This is a genomic window from Streptomyces durmitorensis, from assembly GCF_023498005.1.
GTDB lineage: Bacteria > Actinomycetota > Actinomycetes > Streptomycetales > Streptomycetaceae > Streptomyces > Streptomyces durmitorensis.
The window spans coordinates 5,285,090-5,304,960 of the sequence record NZ_CP097289.1; the positions used below are offsets into that span (position 1 = coordinate 5,285,090).

Consider the following 19,871-nt stretch of genomic DNA (forward strand, 5'->3'; position numbering starts at 1 on the left):
TGGCGTCGCGGCCGTGTGGCCGCGACGGCGCTGCGGCAACCCGCGGCTCCCATAGGCGAGTTGACCGACACCGCCCAACGCCTTGCCACGCTTCGGGACCGCTCGGCGCCGCGCCTTCCCTCTCCCTGCTCGGCGGTCTCCGCGCGGTACGGGGCGCGGGGTGAGGCGCGGGCCGGATTCCCGCATGTGCGGCAGGCGTTGGCGGCTCTGCGCGGAGGGGCGGGCCGACCGGATGTCCTCGTCTCCCTCATGAGCACGCTTCAGGACACCGGGATCCTGTACGCGGCGGGACCGCACGGACTGCGCGCGGTCCAGGCCGGGGCGCGGGCGATCCTCGACGCGGGCGGCACGACGACCCCCGAAGGCGCCGCCGCCCTCACGTCACTCGACGCCGAACTTCACCGAGGGAACCTCCGCCTGCGAGGCAGCGCCGCGCTGCTGGCGTGCGGCAGCTTCCTCGACGACGTGGCGTCGACGTGGCCTGCCAAAGAGCGGGCCACAATGGCGAGTTCGGGCTCGGGAGGGTCCGGCGGCCGGGCTCTCACCTCCGGTACATGACCCGCCGCAGCGCCACCTCCACAGGACCCCGCCGCCCCGCCCGCTCCATCGCGTACGCCCCGGCCACCGTCACCAGCCACACCCCCACCGCGAACAGCGCCATGGTCGCGCTCGTCAGATGGGCGCCGAGGCCGAGGCCCCAGGCGGCGAGGATCGGGGCGAAGATCAGGGAGTGGGCGAGGTAGCAGGAGAGGGAGCGCTTGCCGACGGCGGAGATCGCCGTGACCGCTTTCGATCCCCTGCGGGACTCCCGCCGCGTCCACCAGTGGACGAACAACGCCACAGCCGCCACGTATCCGAGGCCCGCCGCGTTCCCCGTGACGTCCCGCAGCAGGGTCAGCACCCCGCCCTCGCTCTGCGCGTCGTCAGGGACGGTGATCGCCCCGACGTGGGCCAGCGCCGCGGGCAGCGCGCCCAGCCACCCCACCGTGATGCCGATCGCGGCGGTCCGACGCAGCAGGGGCAGATGGCGCCCAGGCTCTTCCAGTACGCCCTTGCGCGCCGCCCAGAAGCCGAGCAGGAAGATCACGTACACGCCGCCCACCAGCGACAGCGGAGCCGCCGCGAAGGTGACGAACAGGCCGGTCGTGAAGCGGGTCCCCGCCGCCGTCAGCCAGTTCCCCTCGCCCGCCGCGAACGCGTCCGCCCCCGGCTCCGCGCCCGCATCGCCCATCGTGCCCAACTCGCCCGACAGCAGGGCGGACACGACGGGCTCGGCGGCGAGCAGCAGGAGCTGGGCGGTGGCGATCAGGATCCACCACTTCAGCGCGCGGTCGCTGCGCCGCAGGAAGAGCCAGCCCAGGGCGAGGCTGATGATCCCGTAGAAGCCGACGATGTCCCCGGCCATCAGGAGTGTGGCGTGCAGAAGCCCGATGACGACCAGGCAGAGACTGCGCCGGCGCAGCAGCCGTACGGCTTCGCGTTCCGAGGTCCCGGCAGCCGTCTGCCGCAGGAAGAGCTGCATCATCCCGTACCCGAAGAGGAACGCGAAGAGCGGATAGATGCGCAGGTCAAGGACGGTGATCATGGTGAACTGCACGGCGTGATCGACCCACCCGCCGTCCACCGGCTGCCACCCGGACGGTCCGTGCCGGGCCGCGCTCAGGTGGAACGCGGTGTTGGACAGGACGATGAACAGCAGCATGAGCCCACGCGCGAGATCGGGCGCGAGGGCCCGCTCGCCGGGAAGTACGCCTGCGCGCCGGGGCGCGGTCCGTACGGTCCGGGCCCGGGGTGTGGCCTCGTCCGCCTCTTCAGTGCTCTCGACCGTCATGCCTGAACGCTAGGAAGGCGACCACGCACGGGACATCAGTCTTCCGGCTAGCGGCGGCTGCCGAAGGGATAGGGGCCCTGAAGGTCGACCTAGCCGGTAGTCGACAGCTCGTTCACGGGCACGGGCACGGGCACGGTCAGGGGCAGGGGCGTCGGCGCGTACGGCGCGCCGAGCCCCCAAGCCTGGTGCATCGCGTCCGCGAACGCCGCCGCCAGCTTGTGCTCGCCGCTCTCGCCCGGGTGCGTCCCGTCGTACGTGTCGACGTCGATGTCGTACGACGGCGGCGCCGACGCCAGGAGCAGCGGGGACGCGCCCGTGTCCAGGTCCGCCACCGCCTTGGCGAGAAGCACGTTGAAGCGCGCCACCTCCGCCGCGAACGGGGCGTCCGTCCGGGCCCGGATGTTCGGGATCACCGGGAGCAGGACAAGGCGGATGCGGGGGTTCGCCGAGCGGGCCTGAGTCACGAAGGCGCGCATGTTCTGCGCCGTCTGTTCCGCGTTCGTGTAGAAGCCGAGGTCGATCAGGCCGAGCGAGACCAGCAGGACGTCGGCGCCGTCCCGCCGCACCGCGTCCGCGATCTGCGGCGCCATGTGCAGCCAGCCCTCGCCCCAGCCCGCGAAGTGGTGGCGCGGGAAGGCCGGGTCCGTGCAGGCGTAGTCGTACGAGACCGGTTCGCCGGAGACCTTGTCGTGCAGCGCCCTGCGCGGGCCGACCACGGCGAAATCCGTGTCGCCGAGCGTGGCAAGCAAGTGCTGCCACATCCGGTGGCGCCAGGTGTGTTCCCCCGCGCTGCCGATCGTCATCGAGTCACCGACGAACATGAACCTGAGCATCCGCTCATCATCCAGGATCAAGGCCCCGGCCTGCGATGTGAGGCTGACCACCCGCCGAACGTCCGCCCCTCGCCGCCGGGGTGGCAGGCTTGGCCCATGCGTTCACTGCGTTCTTCGATGGGTGCCATGAGTGTCGTCGGTGCCGGAGCCCTGCTCGTCCTCGCCGGCGCCACCGGCCCTGCCGCCGCCGACGGCGACGACAGCCACGACGGGTTCGTCATCAAGGACCCCCGCATCATCGAGTCCAGCGGTCTGGCCGCGTCCCGCGCCCACCCGGGCGTCTACTGGACGCACAACGACCAGGACAAGAACGGTGCGCTGCTCTACGCGGTGGACGGCAAGACGGGCAAGACCGTCGCCACCGTCACCATGACCGGTGTCGGCACGCCCCGCGACGTGGAGGCCGTCTCGGTCGGCGGCGACGGCAACATCTACGTCGGCGACATCGGCGACAACCTCGGCGGCACCTGGTCCCACGTGTGGATCTACAAGCTGCCCGAGCCGAAGAAGCTGGGCGACCAGACCGTCCGCGCCACCCAGTACACGGTGAAGTACGAGGACGGGGCGCGCGACGCCGAGGCCCTGATGGTGCACCCCAAGACCGGGCGGATCTACATCGCCGACAAGAAGGAGGAGGGCGGCGGGCTCTACGAAGGGCCCGCGCAGATGTCCGCCTCCGGGGTGAACGTCTTCAAGCGTCTCGGCGACACCGGGCTCTGGACCACGGACGGCGCCTTCTCGCCCGACGGCAAGCAGCTCGCACTGCGCGGCTACCTCGGCGGAGTCTCGTACACGTGGAAGGGCGAGGGGAAGAAGCCCGAGCGCGAGGGACGGCTGAGCGTTCCGCTCCAGCGGCAGGGCGAGTCCGTGACGTACACCCTGGACGGGACGACCCTCATGTACGGCACCGAGGGCGGGCAGAGCGACGTCGAGCCCGTCGAGGTGGAGGGAGCGGGCGGCGGCTCCGACTCGGGCTCAAGCGGCGGCAGTTCCGGTGAGGCGGGGGCCGGAGGGGACTCCGGGGTCGGCGGTGGCGTCAAGTTGGGCGCGGTCGCCCTTGCCGTGCTCGTCGGCTTCTTCGGGCTGAAGCGGATGTTCCGGCGGAAGTAGCGGAGGCAAGGGGGCCCGGGGCCGCCCGAGTTACTCGCCCAGCACCCGCACCTCGTAATGCAGCGTCTTGTCCCGCTTCACCTTGTGCGTGAGCGGTACGAAGACCCCGTGCAGCACCGGGTGCTTGCGCCGCATCAGCTTCGACGCGTGCTTGTTCTCCTCGCCGCCCTGGTCGAGGAGGCGCACCCGCGCCTTGATCTCGGGCCCGGTCGGCGCGCCGCGCACCGTCGACGGGGCGATCTCGATCTCGGGGTTGCGGCGCATGCGCTTGGCCTTCCAGGCCGTGGCGTACGTGCGGACGTACGCGTGGTCGCCCTCGACGACGATGTTGACGGGGGTGCCCACGCCCGTGCCGTCCTTCTTGTGGCTCGTGAGCAGGACGGTGTACTGCTTCACGAACGGGGCGAGCGCGGCGCTCGCTCCGGAGTTCGCGGGATCCGCGGGGCTCGCAGGGTTCGGCGTCATCCCTCCATCAAGGCACTGATCGCCCGCTTTGTCATGCCTTCCGCGCGTCGGATCCCGCCGCCGCGCGCCCGGCCACGAAGACGTCCAGGCCGTCGAGCAGGCGCTGGAGCCCGAACTCGAAATGGTCGAACTGCGAGCCGAACGCGTCATCGGAGAGACCGGCGAGGTGGGGGTAGCTGCCGCTCCTCATGATCCGTTCGAGGGTCGGGTACTGCGCCTCCCAGAACGCCTCGTCCGTCAGGCCGCTCTTCTTCACCGCCTCCACCTCGTGCACCTGGGTGCGGGCGACCCCGGTGACGTACCCCTCGACCATCACGATCACGCCGATCAGTTCGGGGTCGGTCAGGCCCATGGACTTGATCCCGGACAGGGTCCGCTCGAGGCCGCCGACCGAGCCGGGGCCGAGCACCGGGCGGGCCTGGTTGACCTGGAGCAGCCAGGGGTGGTCGCGGTAGAGGACGAGAGTCTCGCGGGCGTACGCCTCCACGGCCTCGCGCCAGCTGCCACTGGGGGGCTCGGCGTCGGCGGACGGGGCGTACACGCGGTCCAGCATCAGGTCGAGCAGCTCGCTCTTGCCGGGGACGTAGCGGTACAGGGACATCGTGCCGGTGCCGAGCTCCGTGGACAGGCGGCGCATCGAGACCGCCGTGAGCCCCTCGGCGTCAGCGAGGCGCACCCCCTCCGTGACGATCCGCTCCAGGGTGAGGCCGGGCTTGGGGCCCCGCGTGGGGCGTTCGCCCTCGCCCCAGAGCAGTTCCAGGCTGCGGGAGATGTCGCTGCCGGTGCGCTGGGTGTCGCCGCCGTTCGTGCTCGTCATGGCGCTCAGCCTAATCGCCGGATCATTAATTGGGTACACCGTACCCAAGAAACTGAGTACGGTGTACTCTTCATTGGGTACGGTGTACCCAGAGGGTGAGATCTGGAGGGGCAGTGAGCGAGAACGCATACGCGGTGCGGGCCGAGGGGCTCGACAAGCGCTACGGGGAGAAGCGGGCCCTGGACGCCTTCGATCTGCGCGTGGAGCGCGGCACGGTGCACGGACTGCTCGGCCCGAACGGCGCGGGCAAGACCACCGCCGTCCGCATCCTGGCGACGCTGGTGCGCCTCGACGGCGGCCGGGCCGAGGTCGCGGGCGCGGACGTCGTGCGCAGCCCCGCCGTCGTGCGCAGCCGCATCGGCCTGACCGGCCAGTACGCGGCGGTCGACGAGGTCCTGACCGGACGGCAGAACCTGGAGATGTTCGGCCGCCTCTTCCACCTGGGCGGCAAGCGGGCCGCACTGCGCGCCCAGGAACTGCTCGAACAGTTCGACCTGGTGGACGCGGCAGGCAAGGGCGCGGGCCAGTACAGCGGCGGCATGCGGCGCAGGCTCGACCTCGCAGCCTCGATGATCCTCGCGCCCGCCGTCCTCTTCCTGGATGAGCCGACCACCGGGCTCGACCCGAGGGGGCGCCTCGAAGTCTGGGAGACCGTAAGGAAGTTGGTCGCGGACGGCACGACCGTCCTGCTCACCACGCAGTATCTGGAGGAGGCCGACAAGCTGGCGTCCCGGATCACCGTCATCGACCGGGGCCGCGCCATCGCCGACGACACCCCGGACGGCCTGAAGAACACGGTGGGCGGCAGCTATCTGGAGGTCGTGGTGCGCGATGCCGCCGATCTGCCGGCGGCCATGAAGGCCGTCGCCCGCGTCGCACAGGGCGTGCCCGAGGCCGTCGACCTGGAGCGGCGCGTCCAGGCCGCCGTGACCGACCGGGTCGGCGCCCTGACGGACGTGGCGCGGACCTTGCAGGACCAGGGGATCGCGGTGGAGGACATCGGGCTTCGCAGGCCGAGCCTCGACGACGTGTTCCTGCGCCTCACGGGACACCGCACGGAGGACGAGGAAGGCGCGACCGCTCCCGCGGAAGCCGCCGCCGGAATCGACGAGAAGACGGACGAGAAGACGGACAAGAAGACGGACAAGAAGACGGACAAGAAGACGGACGAGAAGACGGGAGTCGCGGCATGAGCGCCGTACTGACCGCGGACGCCACGGACACGCAGTCCGCCCACGGACGCCTCTACTGGGCGCTCTCCGACACCTGGAACGTCACCCGCCGCTACCTCACCCAGTTCCAGCGCCAGCCCGTCAACATCGCCTGGCAGCTGGGCTTCCCGATCATCTCCGTACTTCTGTACGGGTTCGTCTTCGGCGAGGCGATGAAGGTGCCCGGTGGGGGCGACGACGGCGACTACAAGCAGTTCCTGATGCCCGGCATGTTCGTGATGACCATGGCCTTCGGCTTCATGAACACCGCGATGGCGGTGGTCACGGACTCCACCAAGGGCGTCATCGACCGCTTCCGCTCGATGCCGATGGCCCCATCGGCGGTGGCGGCGGGGCGCGGACTCGCCGACCTGATCGTGGCCTGCGCCGAGCTGACGATCCTCGCGCTCACCGCGCTCGCGATCGGCTGGCGGTCGAGCGCGGGGCTGCCTGAGACCCTGGCCGCGTTCGGCCTGCTGCTGCTCCTGCGGTTCAGCCTGATCTGGGTGGGCGTGTTCCTGGGCCTGGTGGTGCCGACCCCGGAGGCGGCAGGTGGCCTCTACGCGGTCGCCTTCCCGCTCACCATGATCTCCAGCGTCTTCGTCGCGCCGTCCCTGATGCCGGACTGGCTGGCGCCGATCGCCGCGTGGAACCCGGTCTCTTCCACCGGCACCGCTGCCCGCGAGCTGTTCGGCAACCCCGGGGCGGGCGGGGCGAGCTGGGTCGAGCAGAACGCGGTGCTGATGGCGGTGGTGTGGCCGGTGGCGATCTCACTGCTGTTCCTGCCACTGGCGGTACGGAAGTTCAAGCAGCTGAGCAGGTGAAGAGTTGGGGCGCGGGGAACTGCGCGACCAGCCACGACGCACCCGCAGGTGAAGTGCTAGCTCTGTCTACGTAGAGGGGGCGCCCGGCAGGTAATCCTGCCGGGCGCCCCCTCTACGTAAGAACCGCTAAAGCTTCTCGATCACGTAGTCAATGCACTTCGTCAGCGCCTCGACATCCGCAGGATCAATCGCCGGGAACATCGCCACGCGCAGCTGATTGCGGCCCAGCTTGCGGTACGGCTCGGTGTCGACGACCCCGTTGGCCCGCAGAGCCTTCGCGACCGCGGCAGCGTCGATCTCGTCCGCGAAGTCGATCGTGCCGATGACCTGCGAGCGCTTGGCCGGGTCCGTGACGAACGGCGTCGCGTACTTGGACTCCTCTGCCCACCCGTACAGGGTGCGCGAGGAGGCGGCCGTGCGGCCGGTCGTGAACTCCAGACCGCCCTGGCTGTTCATCCAGTCCAGCTGCTCACCGAGCAGGAAGAGCGTGGCGAGCGCCGGGGTGTTGTACGTCTGGTTCTTGCGGGAGTTGTCGATCGCCGTCGGCAGGCTGAAGAACTCCGGGACGTGACGGCCGGACGCGTGGATCCGCTCGGCACGCTCGATCGCGGCCGGGGAGAACGCGGCGATCCACAGACCGCCGTCCGACGCGAAGGACTTCTGCGGGGCGAAGTAGTAGACGTCCGTCTCGGCGATGTCGACCGGCAGGCCGCCCGCGCCGGAGGTGGCGTCCACCAGGACGAGGGAGCCCGCGTCCGCGCCGGCCACCCGCTTGATGGGGGCCGCGACGCCGGTCGAGGTCTCGTTGTGCGTGAACGCGTAGACGTCCACGCCCGCCTCGGCCTGCGGCTCCGGGTGCGTGCCCGGCTCGCTCGTGATCACGGTGGGCTCGGCGAGCCACGGGGCCAGCTTCGAGGCCTTGGCGAACTTGGAGGAGAACTCGCCGAAGCTGAGGTGCTGCGACTTGTTCTCGATGAGGCCGTGCGTCGCGACGTCCCAGAAGGCGGTGGAGCCGCCGTTGCCCAGGATCACCTCGTACCCCTCGGGGAGGGAGAAGAGGTCGCGCACGCCTTCGCGCACCTTGCCGACCAGGTTCTTGACCGGGGCCTGGCGGTGGGAGGTGCCGAGCAGAGAGGTACCGGTGGCGGCGAGCGCGTCCAGCGCCTCCGTGCGCACCTTGGAGGGGCCCGCGCCGAAACGTCCGTCGGCGGGCTTGATGTCAGCGGGAATCTGGATCTCAGCCACGGGGTGAGCCTAACGGCTCAGGGCGGGCGGTCATCCGGACGTCCGGCGGCTGAGATCGTGCCGCCCCCCAGGTGGACGCCGCGGGGACCCGCCCCCGGACCCCGGTCATCGCGCTGCGCGCTCGTCCTCGAATGCAGGACGGGCTGTTGACCGCGGCTGATCGAACCCTTCGCGGAGGCATCCTGAGGGCATGGATATGGGCATGAGTGATCTCGGAGGCGTGGAAGCGGAACTGCGGGCTGCTGTGCGGGGGGAGGTGGACTTCTCCGTCACCGCGCGGGCCCTGAACACCATGGACGCGTCCAACTACCGTCGCGTGCCGCTCGGTGTCCTCGCCCCGCGCGACGCGGACGACGTGGCGGCGGCGCTCGCCGTGTGCCGGGAGCGCGGGGTGCCCGTCGTGGCCCGCGGCGCCGGTACGTCCATCGCCGGGCAGGCGACCGGCACGGGGCTCGTCCTGGACTTCACCCGGCACATGAACCGGATCGTGTCCCTCGACGCGGAGTCGCGGACCGCGGTCGTACAGCCGGGCGTGATCTGCGACAGCCTGCGGGGCGCGGCGTCCGCGCACGGCCTGACCTTCGGCCCCGACCCCTCCACCCACAACCGCTGCACCCTGGGCGGAATGATCGGCAACAACTCCTGCGGATCGCACTCGGTCGCCTGGGGCACGACCGCCGACAACGTCGCGTCGCTCTCGGTCGTGAGCGGCGCGGGCGCACGGCTCGCCCTGGGCCAGGGCTGGTCCGGGGCGCCGGAGGGCCTGCGCCCGCTGGTGGAGGGTGAGTTGGAGCTCCTGCGCACCGGCTTCCCGGAGCTCCCGCGCCGCATCTCCGGCTATGCGCTCGACGCCCTCCTTCCCGAGCGGGACGTGGACCTGGCCCGCGCGTTCTGCGGGTCGGAGGGCACGCTGGGCGTGGTGACGGAGGCGGTCGTACGCCTTGTCGACGCGCCACGCGCGCGTGCGCTCGCGGTCCTCGGGTACGCCGACGAGAGCGCGGCGGCGGAGGCCGCGGCCGGACTGCTTCCGCACGGCCCGCTGACGGTGGAGGGGATGGCGGCCGACCTCGTACGGGGGACGAGCGGGCTGCCCAAGGGCGGCGCCTGGCTGTTCGTGGAGACGGGCGGCGCGAGCGAGGGCGAGGCACGCGCGCGTGCGGAGTCGATCGCGCGGGCGGCCTCCGGGGACACGGTGGACTCCGTGGTCGTGACCGACCCGGCGGGGCAGCGCGCCCTGTGGCGGGTCCGCGAGGACGCCAGCGGTACGGCGACGCGGATGCCGGACGGCAGCGAGGCGTGGCCGGGCTGGGAGGACTGCGCGGTGCCGCCGGCCCGTCTCGGCGCGTATCTGCGGGACTTCAGGGGTCTGCTGGCCGACCACGGCCTGCGCGGCACTCCGTACGGCCACTTCGGGGACGGCTGCATTCACGTACGCATCGACTTCGACCTGATGAGCGAGGTGGGAGTGCGGCGCTTCCGGCGCTTCTCGGAGGATCTGGCGGAGGTCGTGGTCGCGCACGGCGGTTCGCTGTCGGGCGAGCACGGGGACGGCCAGGCGCGGGCTGAGCTGCTGCCGAAGATGTACGGGGCGGAGCTCATCCGCCTCTTCGAGCGGGTGAAGGGGGTGTGGGACCCGGCGGACCTGCTGAATCCGGGGATGCTGGTGCGGCCCGCGCCGCTGGACGCGAACCTGCGGTTCGACCCGCTGCCGCGGAAGCCGGTGGACGTGGCCTTCGGCTACCCGCAGGACGGCGGGGACTTCTCGGCGGCGGTGCGGCGGTGTGTGGGGGTCGCCAAGTGCCGTACGACGTCGGCGGGTTCGGGCGGGGGTGTCATGTGTCCCTCCTTCCGGGCGACGGGCGAGGAGCAGCACTCCACGCGGGGCCGGGCCCGGCTCCTGCACGAGATGCTCGCGGGGGAGGTGGTGACGGACGGGTGGCGCTCGGAGGAGGTGCGGGACGCGCTCGACCTGTGCCTGTCCTGCAAGGGCTGCCGGTCGGACTGCCCGGTGGGCGTGGACATGGCCACGTACAAGGCGGAGTTCCTGCACCACCACTACGAGGGCCGCAGGCGCCCCGCGGCGCACTACGCGATGGGCTGGCTGCCGATGTGGCTGCGGCTCGCGTCGCGTACGCGGACGTCGGGCGTGGCCAATGCGCTCGCGCGGGTGGGGGTGTTGGCGTCGCTGGCGAAGCGGGTGGGTGGCATCGCGCCGGAGAGGGAGATTCCGCGGCTGGCGGGGGAGACGTTTCGGGGCTGGTTCAGGGGGAGGGCGGATTCTTCGGATTCGTCGGGGGCTTCGGGGGCTTCGGGTGGTCCGGCGGTGGTGTTGTGGCCGGACACGTTCACGGATTACCTGTCGCCGGGCGTGGGGCGGGCCGCGGTGCGGGTCTTGGAGGACGCGGGCCTGCGTCCCGTCGTACCGCCGGGGGATGTGTGCTGCGGGCTGACGTACGTGTCCACGGGGCAGCTCGACCGAGCGCGCGCGGTGATGCGGCGCACGCTGGAGCGGATGGGGCCGCTGCTGGATTCGGGGGCGCTCCTCGTGGTCCTCGAACCGAGCTGTGCGGCGGCGCTGAAGACGGATCTGGTGGAGCTGGTCGGGGAGGGCGCGGACGGGGATGGGGATGGGGATGGGGACGCGAGGGCGGCTGAACTGGCGGGTCGCGTACGGACGTTCGCGGAGGCGCTGGAGGAACTGGCCCCGGGGTGGTCGCCGCCGCGGATCGACCGGACGGTGGTCGGCCAGACCCACTGCCATCAACACGCGGTCCTGGGGGACGGGGCCGAGCGCCGACTGCGGGAGAAGGCGGGCCTGGAGGGCGAGTTGAGCGGGGGCTGCTGCGGTCTTGCGGGGAACTTCGGCTTCGAGGCGGGGCATTACGAGGTCTCGGTGGCGTGCGCGGAGGAGCAGTTGCTGCCGGCGGTACGGGGCTCCGTGCCGGAGGCGCAGGGCGGCCCGGTGGTCCTCGCGGACGGCTTCTCCTGCCGGACGCAGCTGGAGCAGTTGGGGGAGGGGGTGCGGGGGAGGCATTTGGCGGAGGTTTTGGCTGAGGGGTTGGGGGAGCGGTGAGGGGCGCTGCGCGGGGCTTTGGGGGGATCGGTGTCCCGGCGCGGGTGCGGTGCCGCCTCTCCCCACCGCGTCGGTGCCCCCGGCGCGGGTGCGGTGCCGCCTCGTTCCCACCCACCTAGCTGGGTGTCCGGAGCCCCTGAGCCCCTGGCCTCCGGGCTACGGGCTACGGGCTCCTGCCCCCCCGGCGGGCTACAGGCTCCGGGTGCCGGCTGCGGCATCGGTGCCCCGGCACGGGTTCGATGCCGCCTCGTCCCCGCCCACCCGCCCCCACCTAGCTGGGTGTCCGGATCCCCCGAACCCCTGGCCCTCGGGCTACGGGCCCCGGGTGCTGGCTGCGGCATCGGTGCCCGGCGCGGGTGCGGTGCCGCCTCGTCCCCACCCACCCGCCCCCACCTAGTTGGGCAGCCCGCCCGGGCTGTGGCTCGGTGAACCGGGGCTCGGTAGCTGTGTGTTGGTGCCCCTGAGGGTGCCCGGTACCTCTGCTTCGGTGCACCTGCGGTGCAGTCGGTGCCGGGGCCGCCCGGCTGGTGCGAGGTTGGCGGTTCCGGGCCGGGAGTCAAGGGCGCTCCTGCGTCGCGTCGGCTTCGCCGATGGCCCTGCGGGCCACCCTTGACACCCGTCCCTCCACCGCACGTGGACGGCGACCGGGCGGCCCAGGGGTGAGGCTCTACGGACATCTCTGTTCGGGGCGTCCGGATTCGCTGCCGGGTGCCGACCGGGTCTTCCGGGGTGGCCGTCACGGGGTGGGGTGCGCGGACGCTCCCTGGTGGGTGCCGGTTTCGTCAAGCGGACGGTGACCGGTCCATCGGGCGTGGCCGGCAGGCGTGGTGGTCGAGGGGAGCGGATTGCAGGGCTTTGAAAGTGAGCCACACCGTCTTGCCCACGGAGTGTTCTGTCACCCCGAAGTCGTCGGCCAGTTCGCGGAGCAGGTACAGGCCCCGCCCGGTGCAGTCCTCGGTGGTGGGGGTCGATGCCACGGGACGGCCGTCGCCGCTGTCGCGGACCGCGATACGGAGATCGGTGCCGTCGGTCGACAGGGTGAGCTCGAAGTCGCGGCCCTGGGGGACTCCGTGCAGCAGGGCATTCGTGGTGAGTTCGGAGACGCAGAGCCGGATGTCGTCGAGTCGATCAACGATGCCCCAGGCAGTGAGGATGCCGAGGGCGAAGGTGCGGGCCGCACCGACAGATCTTGGGGACCGGGGGAATCGCCGCCGCTGTGACAGGTGCAGGTGCAGGTGCTGGTGCAGGTGCACAGTGAACCACCGCCTTGTGCCGGGGGGTTGTACGATCGAGCAGGACCGTACTGCTATTCGCGAATAGCAGCAAGGTCGGGCCAAGGCGCCAACTCAGGGTGAGTTGGCTACGGTACGAACGCGGTGCAGCGCAGCAAGAAGCCCTCCGGCGTACGGGAGTTCACGATGAGCAGCAATGGCGACTGGGTCAGCACATCGATGCCGTATCTGACGCCACGGGACCGGGGGCGCCCAGACGCCTGGGGTGCTGAGGCAGCCGCGCGGGGGCGCAGGGGGACTCAGCGCATCGTCCAGGCCGGTGAGGTGCCGGCGCCCCGGGAGCTTGCCGACCTGCTCGGGGTGGCCGAAGGGGAGGTCGTGGTCGTGCGGCGGCGGGTCATTGAACTCGACGGTGCGGCGAGCGAGTTGACTGATACCTATTATCCCGTCGAGATCGCCCGAGGGACCCCGCTCGCCGGTACGGCCAAGATCCGCGGGGGTGCGGTGACGCTGCTCGCCGAACTCGGGCACGTCGGCGTCACCGTGCGCGAGGACGTCACCGCCCGGATGCCGAGCGAGGAGGAGCGGGCGGTTCTGCGCACCGGCGTGGACGAGCCCGTGCTGCGGCTGGCCCGGGTCACCCTGGACGGAGAGGGCCGACCCATCCAGGCCGACCTGATGACCATGCCCGCCGCCCGTCAGCGCCTGCACTACGAGATCAGGATCGGATGACCGTGCCCCGTACCGACGCCACCGCATCCGACCGCCGGGCCCTGCACGAGCGCATCGCCGCCGATGTGCGGGACGAGATCATGAGCGGGGAACTGGCACCCGGCGCCAGGCTTCCCTCGACGGCTCAGCTCAAGTCCAGATTCGACGCATCGAGCGCCACCGTGCAGAAGGCGCTCCAGCTGCTCAAGGACGAGGGGCTGGCCGTGGGCCGCGCGGGCTCGGCGGTGACCGTCCGCGAGCACCGGCAGCGGACCTTGCGCCCCGCCGCGTACATGGCCCCCGCCGGAGGCGGTCGGCCCTACCGCTGGCTCACCGAAGTCGCAGAGGGCGGCACGAGCCCTCGCAGCACGCTGTTGGAGGTGGCGGAGGTGGTTCCGCCGGCGGATGTGTCGGCGGCGTTGGGTCTCGCCGACGGTGGTACCGCCGTCTTGCGTCGACAGCTTCTCTCCATCGACGACGAGCCGGTGGAGCTGGTGGCCTCCTACTATCCGGTGGGTGTCGCGGAGGGCACCCCGATCACCGAGCGTCGCAGGATTCGTGGTGGCACCCCGGCGCTCTTGGCCGATCTCGGCTTCCCGCCTCGGGTCAGTGTCGACCGTGTCTCGGCGCGGGTGCCGACGCAGGAGCAGTACACGGCTCTCCTGCTCCCCGGCAGCCTTCCGGTGCTGCGCACCTTGCGTGTCGTCTACAGCGACGACGAGCTGCCCATCGAGGCGACGGTGATGGTCAAGTCCGGGCACCTGTATGAGCTCCAGTACGAGTTCACGCCGATGTGACCGTCGATCGGCCGGGTCGGTATTCGGTGGTCGGTGGTCGGTGGGCGAGCGGGTGCGCGGGTGCTGGCCACCCATGCCCCCGTCGGCCCCGAGGTGACGCAGCCCTCCCGTCATGTCTGCAACGCATAACCAGCGCTCAATCGGCATTTCACGCGCCCCGCCCCGCCTCGTACCTTCGGAATGTGGACGCGGTTTGCGTACAGCAGTAAAAGGGCTCCACAATCCTGACGTGGTCTACTACCTTGGACGGAGTAGTTCAGGTAAGTGGACTGGCCGAGGCTGGAGAAGTGGAAGGGTTGGCTGTGGACGCGTCGAGGAGTGGGCAGGAGGCCGCACCCGGTGGGCGGTGGGGTGCCCTCGGGCCCGTCGGGCTTGTGCTCGCGGGCGGAATCTCCGTCCAGTTCGGCGGGGCCATCGCCGTGAGTGTGATGCCCAAGGCCGGGGCCCTCGGCATCGTGACCCTGCGGCTCGCCTTCGCCGCTCTGGTGCTGATGATCGTCTGCCGGCCCAGGGTCCGGGGGTACTCCCGGGCCGACTGGGGGACCGTTGTCGCTTTTGGTGTCGCCATGGCCGGAATGAACGGGCTCTTCTATCAGTCCGTTGCCCGCATTCCCATGGGGCCCGCCGTGACGCTGGAAGTGCTCGGGCCGCTCGCCCTGTCCGTCTTCGCCTCGCGCCGTGCCGTGAATCTCGTGTGGGCCGGGCTCGCCCTCTGCGGTGTCTTTCTGCTGGGGGGCGGCGGCGGGTTCAGCGGGCTCGATCCCGTCGGTGTCGCGTACGCCCTTGGCGCCGGTGTCATGTGGGCCACGTACATCCTCTTCAGCGCCCGTACGGGGCGTCGCTTCCCGCAGGCCGACGGGCTCGCCCTCGCGATGGTCGTCGCGGCCGTTCTCTTCCTGCCGCTCGGCCTCGTCGAGTCGGGGGACAAGCTCGTCCGGCCCGAGGTCCTCGCGCTCGGCGCGGCCGTCGCTGTGATGTCCTCCGTGCTGCCGTACACGCTTGAGCTTCTCGCCTTGCGCCGGCTTCCCGCCTCCACCTTCGCGATCATGATGAGTCTGGAACCGGCCATCGCGGCCATCGCCGGATTCCTCGTCCTGAACCAGGCCCTTTCCGTGAACGAGGCCCTGGCGATCTCGCTCGTCATCGCCGCCAGCATGGGTGCCGTACGGACCCAGGTCGGGCGCGGGAAGGCCCGTAAGTCCGGGGATGTCGTCTCCGTCTCCGGGGCCACCCCGGATGCCGTGCTGCTCCCCACCGAGGGGGCCGCCGGGCACGCCGGGCACATCAAGGGCGCCGAGGAACCCGTTTCGGAGACGTCCGGAAAGTAATGCAAGCACGCTTGCTTGTTTCTCTGGACGCTGCCATGCTCCGGGGCACACCGCCGTGCCCCGAGGGGAGCGCTCCGTGTCCGAAGCTGTGCCCGTACTCGACGATCTGCGCCGTGAGAGTGAGGAACTCGACCAGCTGGTCGAGGGGTTGAGCGAGAAGCGCTGGGCGCTTCCCACCCCCGCCGACGGCTGGACCGTCGCCCATCAGATCGCCCATCTCGCCTGGACCGACCGGGCGGCGTTGACCGCCGTCACCGACGGCGACGCCTTCGGGCGGCTCGTCGAGGAGGCCCTCGCGGCTCCCGAGTCGTTCGTCGACGACGGGGCCGATGAGGGCGCCGCGCTGCCGCCCGGTGAGCTGCTCTCCCGGTGGCGTGCGGGGCGGGACGCGCTGCTGGAGGCTCTGAAGGGCGCCCCGCGCGGCACCCGGTTTCCCTGGTACGGGCCGCCCATGTCGGCCACCTCCATGGCGACCGCCCGGCTGATGGAGACATGGGCCCACGGCCAGGACGTCGCCGACGCGCTGGGTGTCGTGAGAGTGCCGACGGACCGGTTGCGGCACGTGGCCCACATCGGCGTCCGGGCCCGGGACTTCTCCTTCGGCGTACGAGAGCTGCCCGCGCCGGAAGCCGCGTTCCGTGTCGAACTCCGGCTTCCCGGTGGGGAGTTGTGGGTCAGTGGCCCCGAGGGTGCCGATCAGCGCGTGACCGGGCCCGCCCTCGACTTCTGTCTCCTCGTCACGCAGCGCGCGCACCGCGACGACCTCGCCGTGCGCGCGGAAGGTGCCGACGCCGAGCGGTGGCTCGGCATCGCGCAGGCCTTCGCGGGGCCCCCGGGTCCCGGACGACCCGCCAAGGAGAGCGGACAGCTGCCGTGACCGGCCAGCGAGAGCCGGTGGCGACCGGCCAAGGGGAGCGGGCCGTGACCGGTCAAGGGGGACGGGCGGCGACCGGTCAAGGGGAGCGGGCGGCGGCCAGCCAAGTCGTGACCGGCCAAGGAGAGCGGACGGAGACCGGCCAAGGAGAGCGCGCAGTGCCCCGCCCCCTGCGCATCGGCAACGCCTCCGGCTTCTACGGTGACCGCTTCGACGCCCTGCGCGACATGCTCACCGGCGGCCCGCTCGACGTCCTCACCGGCGACTACCTCGCCGAGCTGACCATGCTGATCCTCGGCCGCGACCGGCTCAAGGACTCCTCCCGCGGCTATGCGAAGACCTTCCTGCGGCAGCTGGAGGAGTCCCTGGGGCTCGCCCAGGAGCGGGGCGTGAAGATCGTCGCCAACGCCGGTGGGCTCAATCCGGCCGGACTCGCCGATGCCGTGCGGGAGTTGGCCGGGCGGCTCGGGATCGGCGTGCGCGTCGCGCATGTCGAAGGGGACGATCTGGGTGCGCGCTTTCCGGATGCCCTCACCGCCAATGCCTACCTCGGCGGCGCCGGAATCGCCGCCTGCCTGCGTGCCGGTGCCGATGTCGTTGTCACCGGGCGCGTGACCGACGCCGCCCTCGTCAGCGGGCCCGCCGCCGCGCACTTCGGCTGGGGGGACGGCGACCACGACCGGCTCGCCGGTGCCGTCGTCGCCGGGCACATCCTCGAATGCGGGACGCAGGCCACCGGGGGCAACTACGCCTTCTTCGGCGGGCGTTCGCCGCGCGAACTGCTCCGGCCCGGCTTTCCGCTCGCCGAGATCCATGAGGACGGGTCCAGCGTCATCACCAAGCACGACGGCACGGGTGGGTTCGTCGACGTCGGTACGGTCACCGCGCAGCTGCTGTACGAGACCTCCGGCGCCCGGTACGCGGGGCCCGACGTCACCGCCCGGCTCGACACGGTCACCCTCACCCAGGAAGGGCCCGACCGGGTGCGCGTCGCGGGTGTGCGCGGGGAAGCCCCGCCGCCGACCCTGAAGGTCGGCCTCAACCGCCTCGGCGGCTTCCGCAACGAAGTCGTCTTCGTCCTCACCGGGCTCGACGTGGAGGCGAAGGCAGATCTTGTGCGGGCTCAGGTCGAGGATGCGCTGGGGCACGCCAAGTCGCGTCCCAGTGAAGTGCGTTGGGAGCTCGTTCGCACCGATCGGCCGGACGCCGCGAGCGAAGAGGCCGCGTCCGCCCTGCTGCGTCTCGTCGTGCGCGATCCGCAGCAGGACCCCGTCGGCCGCGCCCTGAGCGGCGCCGCGATCGAGCTTGCCCTCGGCAGCTACCCCGGCTTCCACGTGACCGCGCCCCCGGGCAAGGGAGCGCCCTACGGAGTCTTCGAAGCCGCGTACGCCGAGCGCGGCACCGTCGACCACGTTGCCGTACTGCCCGGCGGTGAGCGCACCCCCGTCGAGGCCCTCGGCGACACCCGCGTCCTCGAAGACCTTGCCCCGCCGCCCCTGCCCGACCCGCTCCCGCAGGGCCCCACCTGCCGCGCCCCCCTCGGCCTCGTCGCCGGGGCCCGCAGCGGTGACAAGGGCGGGGACGCGAACGTCGGGGTGTGGGTGCGCACGGACGACGCCTGGCGCTGGCTCGCCCATGAGCTGACCGTCGAGCGCTTCCGTGAACTCATTCCAGAGGCGGCCGAGTTGACCGTCGTACGCCATGTCCTGCCGAACCTGCGGGCGCTGAACTTCGTCGTCGAGGGGATCCTCGGCGCCGGCGTCGCGTCCCAGGCCCGCTTCGATCCGCAGGCCAAGGGCCTCGGCGAGTGGCTGCGCGCCCGCCACATCGACGTACCGGTCGCACTTCTCGAACCGGCCGGAGCGGCCGGAGAGGCCGCAGCAGTCGAACCGATCGAATCGACGGAGGTACTCCCGTGACCGTCCTCGCGTCCGCGCTCGACCCCGCGAGCACCGAGTACGCCGAGCACCGCGAGGCCATGCTCGCCAAGCTCACCGAGCTCGACGCCGAGCAGGCCAAGGCCCTTGAGGGCGGCGGCGAGAAGTACGTCGCCCGGCACCGGAAGCGCGGCAAGCTGCTCGCCCGGGAGCGGATCGAGCTGCTCCTCGACCCCGATACGCCGTTCCTGGAGCTGTCGCCGCTGGCCGCCTGGGGGAGCGACTACCCCGTCGGCGCCTCGATGGTCACCGGCATCGGTGTCGTCGAAGGCGTGGAGTGTCTGATCACCGCCAACGACCCGACCGTGCGCGGCGGCGCCAGCAATCCGTGGACCCTGAAGAAGGCCTTCCGTGCGCACGAGATCGGGCACGCCAACCGGCTGCCGTCCATCCATCTCGTGGAGTCGGGGGGCGCTGACCTCCCGTCCCAGAAGGAGATCTTCATTCCGGGCGGTGCGCTCTTCAAGCACCTCACCCAGTCGTCGGCCGCCGGAATTCCCACGGTCGCCGTCGTCTTCGGCAACTCCACGGCCGGAGGCGCCTACGTCCCCGGCATGAGCGACCACGTGATCATGGTCAAGGAGCGTGCCAAGGTCTTCCTCGGCGGGCCGCCGCTGGTGAAGATGGCCACCGGCGAGGAGAGCGACGACGAGTCGCTCGGCGGCGCCGAGATGCACGCCCGCACCTCCGGCCTCGCGGACTATCTCGCCGAGGACGAGCGGGACGCCCTCCGCCAGGCCCGGCGCGTCGTCAAGCGGCTCAACTGGCGCAAGGCGTACGCCGATCCGGCCGGAGTCGTCGAGCCGCCCAAGTACGACGAGGACGAGCTGCTCGGCATCGTGCCAGGCGACCTCAAGGTGCCCTTCGACCCGCGCGAGGTCATCGCCCGCATCGTCGACGGCTCCGACTTCGACGAGTTCAAGCCGCTCTACGGGTCGAGCCTCACCACAGGGTGGGCCTCGCTGCACGGCTATCCCATCGGCATCCTGGCCAACGCGCAGGGCGTGCTCTTCAGCGAGGAGTCCCAGAAGGCAGCCCAGTTCATCCAGTTGGCCAACCAGCGGGACATTCCGCTGCTCTTCCTGCACAACACCACCGGCTACATGGTCGGCAAGGAGTACGAGCAGGGCGGCATCATCAAGCACGGCGCGATGATGATCAACGCCGTGTCGAACTCGCGCGTCCCGCATCTCAGCGTGCTGATGGGGGCCTCGTACGGAGCCGGGCACTACGGCATGTGCGGGCGCGCCTTCGACCCGCGCTTCCTCTTCGCCTGGCCGAGCTCCAAGTCCGCCGTCATGGGGCCGCAGCAGCTCGCGGGTGTCCTGTCGATCGTGGCGCGTGCCTCCGCCGCCGCCAAGGGGCAGCCCTACGACGACGAGGCGGACGCCGGGCTGCGCGCCATGGTGGAGCAGCAGATCGAGTCGGAGTCGCTGCCGATGTTCCTTTCGGGCCGCCTCTACGACGACGGGGTGATCGACCCCCGCGACACCCGCACGGTCCTCGGCCTGTGCCTGTCCGCGATCCACACCGCCCCTTACGAGGGCGCGCGCGGTGGCTTCGGCGTCTTCCGGATGTGAGGA

Annotated in this window: 17 protein-coding genes; 11 read left to right on the forward strand and 6 right to left on the reverse strand. The window is 71.3% G+C overall.

Annotated elements, in window-relative coordinates:
- Positions 1-60: 60 nt before the first annotated feature.
- Entirely contained in the window at positions 61-558 is a 498-nt protein-coding gene (locus tag M4V62_RS23825) for a triphosphoribosyl-dephospho-CoA synthase (protein ID WP_344646342.1), read from the forward strand.
- Here M4V62_RS23825 and M4V62_RS23830 read toward each other — a convergent pair.
- Together M4V62_RS23830 and M4V62_RS23835 are read right to left on the reverse strand one after the other, a co-directional pair.
- A complete protein-coding gene (locus M4V62_RS23830; protein WP_249589257.1) occupies positions 542-1,831 on the reverse strand; it encodes a DUF418 domain-containing protein in 1,290 nt (429 codons plus the stop codon). The genes M4V62_RS23825 and M4V62_RS23830 overlap by 17 nt on opposite strands.
- Before the next feature lie 89 nt (positions 1,832-1,920).
- Complete coding sequence (locus tag M4V62_RS23835; protein WP_249589258.1) at positions 1,921-2,664, reverse strand: GDSL-type esterase/lipase family protein; 744 nt, start codon at positions 2,662-2,664, stop codon at positions 1,921-1,923.
- A gap of 117 nt (positions 2,665-2,781) precedes the next feature.
- Here M4V62_RS23835 and M4V62_RS23840 point away from each other — a divergent pair, with 117 nt between their 5' ends.
- A complete protein-coding gene (locus M4V62_RS23840; RefSeq protein ID WP_425575132.1) occupies positions 2,782-3,774 on the forward strand; it encodes a TolB-like translocation protein in 993 nt (330 codons plus the stop codon).
- A gap of 30 nt (positions 3,775-3,804) precedes the next feature.
- Here M4V62_RS23840 and M4V62_RS23845 read toward each other — a convergent pair whose 3' ends face one another.
- Both M4V62_RS23845 and M4V62_RS23850 read right to left on the reverse strand, forming a co-directional pair.
- Complete coding sequence (locus M4V62_RS23845) at positions 3,805-4,239, reverse strand: PPOX class F420-dependent oxidoreductase (protein WP_249589260.1); 435 nt, start codon at positions 4,237-4,239, stop codon at positions 3,805-3,807.
- A gap of 31 nt (positions 4,240-4,270) precedes the next feature.
- Positions 4,271-5,056, reverse strand: a complete 786-nt coding sequence (locus M4V62_RS23850) for a TetR/AcrR family transcriptional regulator (RefSeq protein ID WP_249589261.1) — start codon at positions 5,054-5,056, stop codon at positions 4,271-4,273.
- Positions 5,057-5,169: 113 nt separating this feature from the next.
- On the opposite strand from M4V62_RS23850, the gene M4V62_RS23855 reads away from it, so the two are divergent.
- Positions 5,170-6,249 (forward strand): ATP-binding cassette domain-containing protein, encoded by a 1,080-nt coding sequence (locus M4V62_RS23855; RefSeq protein WP_249589262.1) that lies wholly within the window; start codon positions 5,170-5,172, stop codon positions 6,247-6,249.
- The gene (locus M4V62_RS23860) at positions 6,246-7,091 is read left to right on the forward strand and encodes an ABC transporter permease (protein WP_249589263.1); all 846 of its coding nucleotides are present in this window, start codon (positions 6,246-6,248) and stop codon (positions 7,089-7,091) included. The genes M4V62_RS23855 and M4V62_RS23860 overlap by 4 nt, the downstream gene beginning before the upstream one ends.
- Before the next feature lie 126 nt (positions 7,092-7,217).
- Here M4V62_RS23860 and serC read toward each other — a convergent pair whose 3' ends face one another.
- Positions 7,218-8,336, reverse strand: coding sequence for a phosphoserine transaminase (gene serC, locus M4V62_RS23865; protein ID WP_249589264.1), 1,119 nt, complete (start codon positions 8,334-8,336; stop codon positions 7,218-7,220).
- A gap of 202 nt (positions 8,337-8,538) precedes the next feature.
- On the opposite strand from serC, the gene M4V62_RS23870 reads away from it, so the two are divergent.
- A complete protein-coding gene (locus M4V62_RS23870; RefSeq protein WP_249589265.1) occupies positions 8,539-11,409 on the forward strand; it encodes an FAD-binding and (Fe-S)-binding domain-containing protein in 2,871 nt (956 codons plus the stop codon).
- Positions 11,410-12,191: 782 nt separating this feature from the next.
- Here the strand turns inward: M4V62_RS23870 and M4V62_RS23875 are convergent.
- The gene (locus M4V62_RS23875; RefSeq protein WP_249592957.1) at positions 12,192-12,638 is read right to left on the reverse strand and encodes an ATP-binding protein; all 447 of its coding nucleotides are present in this window, start codon (positions 12,636-12,638) and stop codon (positions 12,192-12,194) included.
- A 189-nt stretch (positions 12,639-12,827) separates the two neighbouring features.
- On the opposite strand from M4V62_RS23875, the gene M4V62_RS23880 reads away from it, so the two are divergent.
- The 6 genes from M4V62_RS23880 (at position 12,828) to M4V62_RS23905 (ending at position 19,868) form a co-directional block, all read left to right on the forward strand.
- Positions 12,828-13,373, forward strand: coding sequence for a UTRA domain-containing protein (locus M4V62_RS23880; protein WP_249592958.1), 546 nt, complete (start codon positions 12,828-12,830; stop codon positions 13,371-13,373).
- Entirely contained in the window at positions 13,370-14,149 is a 780-nt protein-coding gene (locus M4V62_RS23885) for a GntR family transcriptional regulator (RefSeq protein ID WP_249589266.1), read from the forward strand. Before M4V62_RS23880 ends, M4V62_RS23885 begins: the two co-directional genes overlap by 4 nt.
- Positions 14,150-14,436: 287 nt before the next feature.
- Complete coding sequence (locus M4V62_RS23890) at positions 14,437-15,477, forward strand: EamA family transporter (protein ID WP_425575130.1); 1,041 nt, start codon at positions 14,437-14,439, stop codon at positions 15,475-15,477.
- A gap of 76 nt (positions 15,478-15,553) precedes the next feature.
- Positions 15,554-16,354: a TIGR03084 family metal-binding protein gene (locus tag M4V62_RS23895; RefSeq protein WP_249589267.1), complete on the forward strand. Its 801-nt coding sequence runs from the start codon at positions 15,554-15,556 to the stop codon at positions 16,352-16,354.
- A gap of 155 nt (positions 16,355-16,509) precedes the next feature.
- Positions 16,510-18,270, forward strand: coding sequence for an acyclic terpene utilization AtuA family protein (locus M4V62_RS23900; RefSeq protein WP_249589268.1), 1,761 nt, complete (start codon positions 16,510-16,512; stop codon positions 18,268-18,270).
- Entirely contained in the window at positions 18,267-19,868 is a 1,602-nt protein-coding gene (locus tag M4V62_RS23905) for an acyl-CoA carboxylase subunit beta (protein ID WP_249589269.1), read from the forward strand. Before M4V62_RS23900 ends, M4V62_RS23905 begins: the two co-directional genes overlap by 4 nt.
- The last annotated feature ends 3 nt before the right edge of the window (positions 19,869-19,871 follow it).

What these genes read in the sequence shown, in the direction of transcription:
- M4V62_RS23845 (WP_249589260.1), bottom strand. Translation starts at nt 4,239, where the DNA reads ATGACGCCGAACCCTGCGAGCCCCGCGGATCCCGCGAACTCCGGAGCG.
- M4V62_RS23840 (WP_425575132.1), top strand. Translation starts at nt 2,782, where the DNA reads ATGGGTGCCATGAGTGTCGTCGGTGCCGGAGCCCTGCTCGTCCTCGCC.
- M4V62_RS23870 (WP_249589265.1), top strand. Translation starts at nt 8,539, where the DNA reads ATGAGTGATCTCGGAGGCGTGGAAGCGGAACTGCGGGCTGCTGTGCGG.
- M4V62_RS23885 (WP_249589266.1), top strand. Translation starts at nt 13,370, where the DNA reads ATGACCGTGCCCCGTACCGACGCCACCGCATCCGACCGCCGGGCCCTG.
- M4V62_RS23860 (WP_249589263.1), top strand. Translation starts at nt 6,246, where the DNA reads ATGAGCGCCGTACTGACCGCGGACGCCACGGACACGCAGTCCGCCCAC.
- M4V62_RS23830 (WP_249589257.1), bottom strand. Translation starts at nt 1,831, where the DNA reads ATGACGGTCGAGAGCACTGAAGAGGCGGACGAGGCCACACCCCGGGCC.
- M4V62_RS23850 (WP_249589261.1), bottom strand. Translation starts at nt 5,056, where the DNA reads ATGACGAGCACGAACGGCGGCGACACCCAGCGCACCGGCAGCGACATC.
- M4V62_RS23835 (WP_249589258.1), bottom strand. Translation starts at nt 2,664, where the DNA reads ATGCTCAGGTTCATGTTCGTCGGTGACTCGATGACGATCGGCAGCGCG.
- M4V62_RS23880 (WP_249592958.1), top strand. Translation starts at nt 12,828, where the DNA reads ATGAGCAGCAATGGCGACTGGGTCAGCACATCGATGCCGTATCTGACG.